This window comes from Variovorax sp. CAN15, from assembly GCF_030462475.1.
Classification (GTDB): Bacteria; Pseudomonadota; Gammaproteobacteria; order Burkholderiales; family Burkholderiaceae_C; genus Variovorax.
Genome location: NZ_JASMRZ010000132.1, coordinates 1 through 7,608, shown reverse-complemented (window position 1 = coordinate 7,608; position 7,608 = coordinate 1). Strand labels below are relative to the sequence as shown.

The following is a 7,608-nucleotide window of genomic DNA, read 5'->3' as shown; positions in this document are numbered from 1 at the left end:
TGCACAGTTGTCAAGCCACCGGAGGGGTGGCTTTTTAAATTGGAGGAGCGATGTTTATCGGATACGCGCGAGTCTCTACCAGCGAGCAGGAGACGCATTTGCAGATGGACGCCTTGCGCGCGGCGGGCGTCCAGCAGGTATTCGCGGAGAAGGGTAGTTCGGTTGGGCCTCGGCCGGAGTTGCGTCGGGCTCTGGCTGGCATGTCGCAAGGCGATGTTCTCGTCGTGTGGAAGCTTGATCGGCTTTCTCGTGGGCTGGTAGATCTGCTTGACCTAATCGAGCAGTTGAAGTCAAGCGGGTGCGGGTTCAAGTCGCTGACCGAGCCGATAGACACTACCAATCCGCTCGGTGTTTTCATGCTTCAGGTGCTTGGTGCGGTCGCGCAGTTGGAGCGCTCTTTGATCCATCAGCGGGTGCTTGCCGGTCAGGTGGCGGCTTATCGGCGGGGTGTCAGGTGGGGAGGCAGTCCGCGTAAGCTTGATGAGTTTCAGGTGGCAGAGCTTCGACGGCTGAAGGGGGAAGGGGTATCTGTGTTGGAGCTTTCCCGGGTGTTCGGGATATCCCGATCTACTCTTTACGACTACCTTGGGGTGACGCGTGTTAGCAAGCGCGCGAGGATGCCCGTCCTTGGGCCGCTTGTTGAGGCTGACGCTGGGGTTTCTTCCCTCGGAAACCAAGAGCCACAGTCCGGTTGAAGTAGGAGCGAACTGCACTCTGCAGGCGCTTCAGCATCCGTTCTTTGCAGGCGCTGGCTTTCTCGGATTCGAGGGCTGCGACCACGATCCATTCATCCGGGTTTTGGCCCAGTTCTTCGGCCAGCGCGCCTGCAATTGCTGGGCTCAAGTGACCGCGCGTCTTCGCGGTGTGCAGGGTCTGCCTGGCTAGCTTCAGCCGCTCGGTCCAGAACGGGGCTGGGTGCAGGCTGAACGCCTTTTCGAGAAGGTTCATCGTTGTCTGCATATGCGGGGTACTCCTGTGTTGCGCTTTGTCTACAAAGTGCAGTCATCTTACGAAACGATTTGACTGCAAGGTGCAGTCAAGCATAGGCTCCGCGTTGACTGCAACATGCAGTCACGCACTTTACAGGAGCCACCTTGTATCAACAACGCAACGATTCCCGGAAGGCTGTGGCCTCCGAAGAGCGCATCAGCACCCATTCGAAGCCCTCGGGCGCAGTCGGCGTATCGAACAGTGAGTTCGATTCCGGTTCGCGCTTGAGCACGTGCACGACGGCTTGCACGAAGCCGATGAAGGCCATCAAGCAGATGGCCCAGAACAGGAGTGGGTTCACGGTCATGGGGCCGCATCGTAACGGCCAGTCCGGAGCGGGCTTCCGCGTCTGACGTTCCACACGGTAGCCCTGCGTGCAGGGCCTCCGCGTGCAACGTCGCACGACATAGGAGCCACCATGATCCAAGTCTCGATCCATAGCGACCAACTGCGTCAGCAGCCCTACAAGTCCAAGAAGGACGGTAGCCAGCAAATGCTGCACTTGCAGACGGTCTATGTGCACACGTTCGACCGCAACGGTCAGCCCAACCCGTACCCTGAAAAGGTCGAACTGTTCGCGGAGCGCGATCAGGTCGGCAATCCCGTCGCCTTGCCCGTGGGCAAGTACGTCCTGCACCCCTCCAGCATCTACGTTGACCAGAACGGTCGTCTGTCGGTGGCTCCGAAGCTCGTTCCGGCCAAGGGCTGAAGGGGTGCACCATGCTCGTCAGTCCTGACGCGCTACACGCCGCCCGACTGGCGCTCTTGTCGGCTGCTGTCGAAGCGGCCTTCAAGGCGGCAGTTGAGGACGGCTACGACGGCCTCAGCATCGAGGCCACCGTAGACGATGGTGTCACGGCCATTGACCTTACCTACACGCAGCGGGGCATTCCGATGGGAGGGCAGTCGCTGTGAAGGCGCTCAAGCTCATCACGCTGGAGCGTGTCGCTGATGCCTCCGCCATCGTCTGCAACATTGCTCTCGGCTCTGCCGCCCTTGCATGGGCTGTGCTGGTGACCATCGAGGTGTTCGCCCGCATTGCTGACATTGGCGCGTATCAGCAGATCGCGTACGACTGCGTGAGGTCGCTGTGAGCGCCTACGCCCGCAACTTCCTTCGCCTTCGCTACTGGCTCGAAGGCCTCGACGGTGGCGAAGCGCGTTCGCTGTCGCCCTACGAACAACGCCTGTGGGACTCGCTCCGCGCGCAGGCATCGCACTTGGTTGAAGCATGACGCCCGTAGCTGCGCTGTTCGTGCGCAAGACCACGCATTACGCTGACCTCGGCTGCGATTGCTACGACTACGAGCGCAATGCGCTGAGCTGGCAGGGCGGCTGTCCTGGCGTCTTCCATCCCCCTTGCCGCACGTGGGCCAACCTGGCGCACTTCGCAAAGCCTCGTGAAGGTGAGCGCGAGCTGGCGATCTGGGCGATGGAAAAGGTGCGTGAGTTCGGCGGCGTGCTCGAACACCCGTTCAACTCGAAGCTCTGGCGCGAGTCGGGTTGTCTCTCGCCTGGCGTTCGTGATCAGCATGGCGGCATCTTGGTGCCTGTGATGCAGAGCTGGTGGGGCCATCGTGCCCCGAAGAAGTCGTGTATCTACGTCGTCGGCCCGCTGCCTGAGGTGCCGTACGTTCTCGACGCGCCGACCTCCACGATTGTGAAGCGCATGGGCCGCCCGGAGCGTGAACGTACGCCCGCTCCGCTCGCTGCCTGGCTGGTCGAAGTCGCGAGGGCTTGCGCATGAGCATGCTTGCTCTGTCTCCCGCTGGCGAAGCCTTCGCCGCGCGTGCTCGCCGGTCGTCGCCGGAAGCGCGCGCAGCGCGCGGGCTTGTCTCAGAATCAACAAGTGGTTTTGCCTTGAAGCCTTCCCTCCCGACGGTGATGGTTTGGGCAGAGCACTGCATCAAGATCGACCGCGCGCAAGCGCGTGTCGCCCGCCTTCGCAAGGCTGTGGGCGTCGGCGCGAAGTGCCTCCTGAACCTTGGCGATGGTGTCGGCGATAACAACGTGATGGTGACCCTCACGTACAGGGGCACCAACGCCGATTGGCGTCCCCGCCATATCTCCGACTACCTGCGCAAGGTCCGTGCGTGGTTCAAGCACCGTTGCCCCGGCCAACGGCTGAAGTACGTGTGGGTCGGCGAGCTACAGGACGGCAAGCGCCGCGAGGACGGCCAAGGCCGTGGCGTCATTCACTACCACGCGATCTTCTTCCTGCCGCCCGGCGTGTCGATGCCCATGGCCGACAAGCGCGGTTGGTGGGTCCATGGCTTTACCAACACCGAGAAGGGCCGCGCACCGGTGGCCTACCTCATGAGCTACGCCAAGAAGGCGGACAGCAAGAACGTAGGAGGGTTTCCCCGTGGAGCACGCATTCATGGCGTCGGAGGCCTTTGCTCTGTTGGCGCTGCTATTCGTCGTTGGGCTCTGTGGCCTGCGTATGTGCAGGGCAATGCTTCGATCAACGATCGCTTCCGACCTGCGAAGGGAGGCGGCTATCTCAATGCTGAGACGGGAGAGCTTCTCCAGTCTGAATTCGCACCAACAGGCGGCGGTTTTCAGAGCTTTATCCGCGTGCGGACAACCCCTCGCCGCATCGACCCAGCCGGACCGTTCTCGTGGCTTCCTGGCGCTTCTCTCACGCATTGAGGGCACCCGATGACTACTGACCAGTTTGCAACTCTCATGGATGTGATCTACGCGGTTTCCGCCGTGATCACGTTCGGCCTCGGCTACCTCGCAGGAGACACCGCATGAAAGCGCGCATCACCGCATGGATCGTTGTGCTCGGCGTCATTTGGTGTGCGTGGCACTTGGTAGGTAAGTGGAAAAACCCGTGGCAAGCCGCTGTTCCCGTCACGGCCGTCATGCCCTCCATGCCCGGCTGCTCGAAGGAGTGCACCGAATGACGATGGTTGGTGCATTCCTGCTGGCGTGGATGACGGGCTATGTGCTCGGGTGGAAGGTCCGCGCGATCAAGCGAACCCTGTACGCAGCCTGACGAAGTTCCAGCGCTGAGCCTTGCGTGCAGGGCTCATCGCCGCAACGTCGCGGTGTCAATGTAGTAAAGAGAAATGAACAAGCAATTTGCCCTTATCCACAGCAAGCCCTTCGCGCGTCTGGCCGCTGGTGCCGCTGCCATGGGTGCCGGTGCTTCAGCCTTCGCTGCCGATCCCACCGACGCCCTGGCTGCCGTGCAGTCGCTGAGCACCAGTTCGACGGGCTTCGGTCCTGTCATGTGGGGGCTGGCCGTGGCAGTCGTCGGCATCATGATCGGCGTGAAGTGGATCAAGCGCGCTCGCGGCGCGGCCTAAGCATCAGCCTCGGGCCTTTTCTGCTGTGCACCCTTCGGGGTGTGCAGTGGTAAACGTCTGGAGCCACTATGGACCGTCTCGCGCTTGCCTTCGTCATTCTGGGACTCATCGGCTGTGCGGCCGGTCGTGCTTCCCGTTTCCCGCCTGATTTCAATGAATCCGTGGCCGAGCGTGTCAGCCGCTGTGGTTCGCTCATCGGTGGGTGTGGTCGATGACGCGCGGTCTTCGCTCGTTCTTTTCTGTCGTGCTGCTGCTATCTGCGGCGACGTTGGCGCATGCGTTGGTGCCGACTTCCGGCGTCTGGTCGTTTAACGCTGGGCAATACGGCGACAGCGGGACTCAGGGCTCGCCGTTTGCTTCTGCATCGGAGGCCTGTGATGCCTACGTCCAGAAGAAGAAGCTTGCTTCACCCGCGTGGACGTTTGGTTCCGGTGTTGTAGGTGCGGCTGCATCGCCTGCTAGTGTCTGGGGTGATTTCAAGTGCACGGTCTACGCGAACAACGGAACGATTGGTCCGATGGAGGCTGGGCTATATAGGTCCGCTGGTGGCTCTTGTCCTGCTAACAGTACAGCGGTCACGGGTGGTTGCCAGTGCAACACCGGCTACGACGAAAGCAACGGGCAGTGTGTCCCGCACGTCAATCGGTGCACTGCTCAAACGAACAAGCCGCGGACTGTGAATTGGACTCTTGGCTGGACTCGGACTCCTGACGACACGGACACCCGGTGGGTTGGTGGGCAGATGTCCGTTCCTTCAGGAGGTGGGGTTGCATGCGTTGAAGGATGTGAGGTCGATATGAACCTGACCTTGAGCGGCCCTCCGCAGAAGTCTCAAGTTCCTGCTGCCAATGGCATGTATCGCGTGACTGCCCCATTTGAAGGTCTGGGGCGTGGCAAGGAATGCACATCCAATACTGAAGCTGCGGAGAAGAGCACGCCCATTAAAGAGTGCCCCGGCTTTGTGGGGGAGGTGGACGGTAAGCTGGGTTGTTATGGGACGGCGGAGAAGCCTGTCACGACAGTGGATAAGCCTATTCCTGGCGCGCTCGGTAGCAGCGGAACCATCATTGCTGGTAACCCTCCGGCTGGTACGCCTGCTTCGTCTGGTGTTGGACCGGCTACCGGGGCGGGCAAGACGCCCAGCACCGGTACGGGTGGAAACGATGGCGGTCCGGCTGCTGCTGCGACGGGAGGTAAGGGCGGCGGCGCGGGTGGCGCGGCGTCTGGCACCGGTTCTACCGTTAAATCTGATGGCTCAGAGGAAAAAGATCCCTGCGGTGCACCTGGGCAGGCTGACTGTGCGGTGAAGGTGAATGAGAAGGGCACACCCGAGGGTGCTGGTACGACCTTCGATACTGTGAAGTCGAAGCTTGATGAGACGAAGGGCAAGAACGAAGAGCAGCTTGGGCGTGCGTCTGGCACTGCTGACAAGGGTTTCTTCGAGCCCATTCGCACCATGTTTTGGGCACCGCCGGTTGCTGCCTGCGAGACGTTCGCGCTGCCGCAGCAGGTAGGAGGGTTGCAGCTGGATGCCTGCGGCGTGGTCGATGGTGTCCGTAGCGCCATGGCTCTGGTGTGGGCTGGTGCCGGCCTTTTCCTGTGCTTCGGAATGATCAAGAGGAGTTTCTGACATGCCATTGCTCGCCGCCTTCATCGGGTCCCTGGCCTCTGGCCTTGCGACTCTGTTCGCAACCCAGATGGCGTACACGACTGCGCTCAAGCTCGCGGCCTATGTGACGTGGATCACGGTGGCCGGAGTGTTCATTGCATCGGTCTTCGTTTGCTGCGCGACGCTGTACGGCATGCTTGGCAACGTGAGTGTCGGCGCTGGCTGGGCTCGCTATCTCTGGATGGGCCTCGGCATGTTCATCCCGCAGAACGCAGGTGCGGTTATGGCGTGTGTCGCCTCGGTCTGGATCGCTTCCAGCGTGTGGAAGATTCAGCGCATCGGCATTGAGAACTTCTCGAAATGACCGACTACGCGCTGACCGGTAAGAAAGGCACCGGCAAGAGCAAGAATGCTGTTCGGCTCTTCCGCGATCGATACCTGAAGCGTAAGCGCCGCTGTGCGACGAATCTCGATATCGACCTCAAGGCGATGTTCGGCGTTCACTCGAAACAGACCTACGTGCGCGTGCCTGACAAGCCCACCGCGTTCGATCTGCTCGCCGCAGGTCACGGCAATCCTGAAAGCTACGATGAAGACCTCAACGGCGGGCTCTTCCTCGATGAAATGGGCACCTGGCTCAACACCCGCACGTTCGCGGACAAGGAACGCGCCGCGACGCTCGATTTCTTCGCCCACGCGCGCAAGCACGGCTGGGACACCTACTACATCATGCAGAACGTCCTGCAGGTCGACAAACAGCTCCGCGAAGCCTTCATCGAGCAGACCGTTCGGCACACCCGTTTCGACAAGGTCCGCATCCCCTTCATCGGCTGGCTCCTGGCGCTGCTCTTTGGCGACAAGGCCGGCTATCTGCCGCGCTTCCACCTGGCTGTTGCGCGCATGGGCACCAACCCTCAGGAAATGGCTGCAGACCGGGCCACGTACACCGGCAAGGACATTGAGGGGTGCTACGACACGCGACAGGTCTTCAAGCACGACTACCCGCACGGTACGCACTCGGTTCTCTCGCCCTGGCACGTCGAGGGGCGGTTTCTCGAGCCCGAGAAGCTCGGTTTCTGGGCTCAGGCATGGTTAGCCCTCACCAAGCCGCCCAAACCCGCCAGACAGGCCCCGAAGACCTTCGATCCGCGGTGGGCGCGCGTCGTCAGTCTGTGCCGTCAGTTGCCACCCGCCGAGCGGCTTGGCGTGATGGCGCGATATGCGAGGGCAAGCGCGGGCCGGTAGCCCTGCGTTAGCGGGGCGGACGGGCCGCGCGCCGCCGTCGCCGCTTTGTGTGCAGTTCGTCGCCCCCTTGAACCAGCCCCCTTGTTGCTAAGCCGGAAGTTCGGGGACCCGCTTGCGGGGGGAAGGCCATCGCGCACCCTGTACCCGTGTTTGTTGCACAGTTGTCAAGCCACCGGAGGGGTGGCTTTTTAAATTGGAGGAGCGATGTTTATCGGATACGCGCGAGTCTCTACCAGCGAGCAGGAGACGCATTTGCAGATGGACGCCTTGCGCGCGGCGGGCGTCCAGCAGGTATTCGCGGAGAAGGGTAGTTCGGTTGGGCCTCGGCCGGAGTTGCGTCGGGCTCTGGCTGGCATGTCGCAAGGCGATGTTCTCGTCGTGTGGAAGCTTGATCGGCTTTCTCGTGGGCTGGTAGATCTGCTTGACCTAATCGAGCAGTTGAAGTCTC

15 protein-coding genes are annotated in these 7,608 nt (G+C 61.6%); 13 read left to right on the top strand and 2 right to left on the bottom strand.

From position 1 onward, the window contains the following. Nucleotides 1-50: 50 nt before the first annotated feature. On the top strand, nt 51-695 hold the full coding sequence (locus QMO14_RS32080; protein ID WP_301512115.1) for a recombinase family protein: 645 nt from the start codon (nt 51-53) through the stop codon (nt 693-695). Here the strand turns inward: QMO14_RS32080 and QMO14_RS32075 are convergent. Both QMO14_RS32075 and QMO14_RS32070 read right to left on the bottom strand, forming a co-directional pair. Further along, nucleotides 601-948, bottom strand: coding sequence for a hypothetical protein (locus QMO14_RS32075; RefSeq protein ID WP_301512116.1), 348 nt, complete (start codon nt 946-948; stop codon nt 601-603). The two genes, QMO14_RS32080 and QMO14_RS32075, sit on opposite strands and share 95 nt — an antisense overlap. A gap of 151 nt (nt 949-1,099) precedes the next feature. Next, complete coding sequence (locus QMO14_RS32070) at nt 1,100-1,297, bottom strand: hypothetical protein (protein WP_301512114.1); 198 nt, start codon at nt 1,295-1,297, stop codon at nt 1,100-1,102. Between the two features lie 111 nt (nt 1,298-1,408). Here QMO14_RS32070 and QMO14_RS32065 point away from each other — a divergent pair, with 111 nt between their 5' ends. From QMO14_RS32065 to QMO14_RS32010, 12 genes are all read left to right on the top strand, one after another. Further along, the gene (locus QMO14_RS32065) at nt 1,409-1,699 is read left to right on the top strand and encodes a single-stranded DNA-binding protein (RefSeq protein WP_301512113.1); all 291 of its coding nucleotides are present in this window, start codon (nt 1,409-1,411) and stop codon (nt 1,697-1,699) included. An 11-nt stretch (nt 1,700-1,710) separates the two neighbouring features. Continuing rightward, nucleotides 1,711-1,905, top strand: coding sequence for a hypothetical protein (locus tag QMO14_RS32060; RefSeq protein ID WP_301512112.1), 195 nt, complete (start codon nt 1,711-1,713; stop codon nt 1,903-1,905). After that, nucleotides 1,902-2,084 carry a hypothetical protein gene (locus QMO14_RS32055; protein WP_301512111.1) on the top strand — a complete coding sequence of 61 codons (183 nt, stop codon included), beginning with the start codon at nt 1,902-1,904 and terminating at the stop codon, nt 2,082-2,084. The genes QMO14_RS32060 and QMO14_RS32055 overlap by 4 nt, the downstream gene beginning before the upstream one ends. Then, on the top strand, nt 2,081-2,224 hold the full coding sequence (locus tag QMO14_RS32050; protein WP_301512110.1) for a hypothetical protein: 144 nt from the start codon (nt 2,081-2,083) through the stop codon (nt 2,222-2,224). Before QMO14_RS32055 ends, QMO14_RS32050 begins: the two co-directional genes overlap by 4 nt. Beyond that, nucleotides 2,221-2,736: a hypothetical protein gene (locus QMO14_RS32045; protein WP_301512109.1), complete on the top strand. Its 516-nt coding sequence runs from the start codon at nt 2,221-2,223 to the stop codon at nt 2,734-2,736. The genes QMO14_RS32050 and QMO14_RS32045 overlap by 4 nt, the downstream gene beginning before the upstream one ends. After that, on the top strand, nt 2,733-3,641 hold the full coding sequence (locus tag QMO14_RS32040) for a hypothetical protein (protein WP_301512108.1): 909 nt from the start codon (nt 2,733-2,735) through the stop codon (nt 3,639-3,641). Before QMO14_RS32045 ends, QMO14_RS32040 begins: the two co-directional genes overlap by 4 nt. A gap of 104 nt (nt 3,642-3,745) precedes the next feature. Next, the gene (locus QMO14_RS32035) at nt 3,746-3,901 is read left to right on the top strand and encodes a hypothetical protein (protein WP_301512107.1); all 156 of its coding nucleotides are present in this window, start codon (nt 3,746-3,748) and stop codon (nt 3,899-3,901) included. Between the two features lie 165 nt (nt 3,902-4,066). After that, complete coding sequence (locus tag QMO14_RS32030; RefSeq protein WP_301512106.1) at nt 4,067-4,306, top strand: major coat protein; 240 nt, start codon at nt 4,067-4,069, stop codon at nt 4,304-4,306. A 796-nt stretch (nt 4,307-5,102) separates the two neighbouring features. Further along, nucleotides 5,103-5,936 (top strand): hypothetical protein, encoded by an 834-nt coding sequence (locus tag QMO14_RS32025; RefSeq protein WP_301512105.1) that lies wholly within the window; start codon nt 5,103-5,105, stop codon nt 5,934-5,936. A 1-nt stretch (nt 5,937) separates the two neighbouring features. Continuing rightward, nucleotides 5,938-6,279: a hypothetical protein gene (locus QMO14_RS32020; protein ID WP_301512104.1), complete on the top strand. Its 342-nt coding sequence runs from the start codon at nt 5,938-5,940 to the stop codon at nt 6,277-6,279. After that, the gene (locus QMO14_RS32015) at nt 6,276-7,160 is read left to right on the top strand and encodes a zonular occludens toxin domain-containing protein (RefSeq protein WP_301512103.1); all 885 of its coding nucleotides are present in this window, start codon (nt 6,276-6,278) and stop codon (nt 7,158-7,160) included. Before QMO14_RS32020 ends, QMO14_RS32015 begins: the two co-directional genes overlap by 4 nt. A 204-nt stretch (nt 7,161-7,364) precedes the next feature. Further along, on the top strand, nt 7,365-7,608 hold a 244-nt coding region (locus QMO14_RS32010), incomplete at its 3' end, for a recombinase family protein (protein ID WP_301512102.1).

Excerpts from the sequence above, each read along its gene's own strand:
- QMO14_RS32080 (WP_301512115.1), top strand. The coding sequence starts at position 51 with ATGTTTATCGGATACGCGCGAGTCTCTACCAGCGAGCAGGAGACGCAT.
- QMO14_RS32065 (WP_301512113.1), top strand. The coding sequence starts at position 1,409 with ATGATCCAAGTCTCGATCCATAGCGACCAACTGCGTCAGCAGCCCTAC.
- QMO14_RS32025 (WP_301512105.1), top strand. The coding sequence starts at position 5,103 with ATGAACCTGACCTTGAGCGGCCCTCCGCAGAAGTCTCAAGTTCCTGCT.
- QMO14_RS32075 (WP_301512116.1), bottom strand. The coding sequence starts at position 948 with ATGAACCTTCTCGAAAAGGCGTTCAGCCTGCACCCAGCCCCGTTCTGG.
- QMO14_RS32060 (WP_301512112.1), top strand. The coding sequence starts at position 1,711 with ATGCTCGTCAGTCCTGACGCGCTACACGCCGCCCGACTGGCGCTCTTG.
- QMO14_RS32045 (WP_301512109.1), top strand. The coding sequence starts at position 2,221 with ATGACGCCCGTAGCTGCGCTGTTCGTGCGCAAGACCACGCATTACGCT.
- QMO14_RS32015 (WP_301512103.1), top strand. The coding sequence starts at position 6,276 with ATGACCGACTACGCGCTGACCGGTAAGAAAGGCACCGGCAAGAGCAAG.
- QMO14_RS32040 (WP_301512108.1), top strand. The coding sequence starts at position 2,733 with ATGAGCATGCTTGCTCTGTCTCCCGCTGGCGAAGCCTTCGCCGCGCGT.
- QMO14_RS32030 (WP_301512106.1), top strand. The coding sequence starts at position 4,067 with ATGAACAAGCAATTTGCCCTTATCCACAGCAAGCCCTTCGCGCGTCTG.
- QMO14_RS32035 (WP_301512107.1), top strand. The coding sequence starts at position 3,746 with ATGAAAGCGCGCATCACCGCATGGATCGTTGTGCTCGGCGTCATTTGG.
- QMO14_RS32070 (WP_301512114.1), bottom strand. The coding sequence starts at position 1,297 with ATGACCGTGAACCCACTCCTGTTCTGGGCCATCTGCTTGATGGCCTTC.
- QMO14_RS32020 (WP_301512104.1), top strand. The coding sequence starts at position 5,938 with ATGCCATTGCTCGCCGCCTTCATCGGGTCCCTGGCCTCTGGCCTTGCG.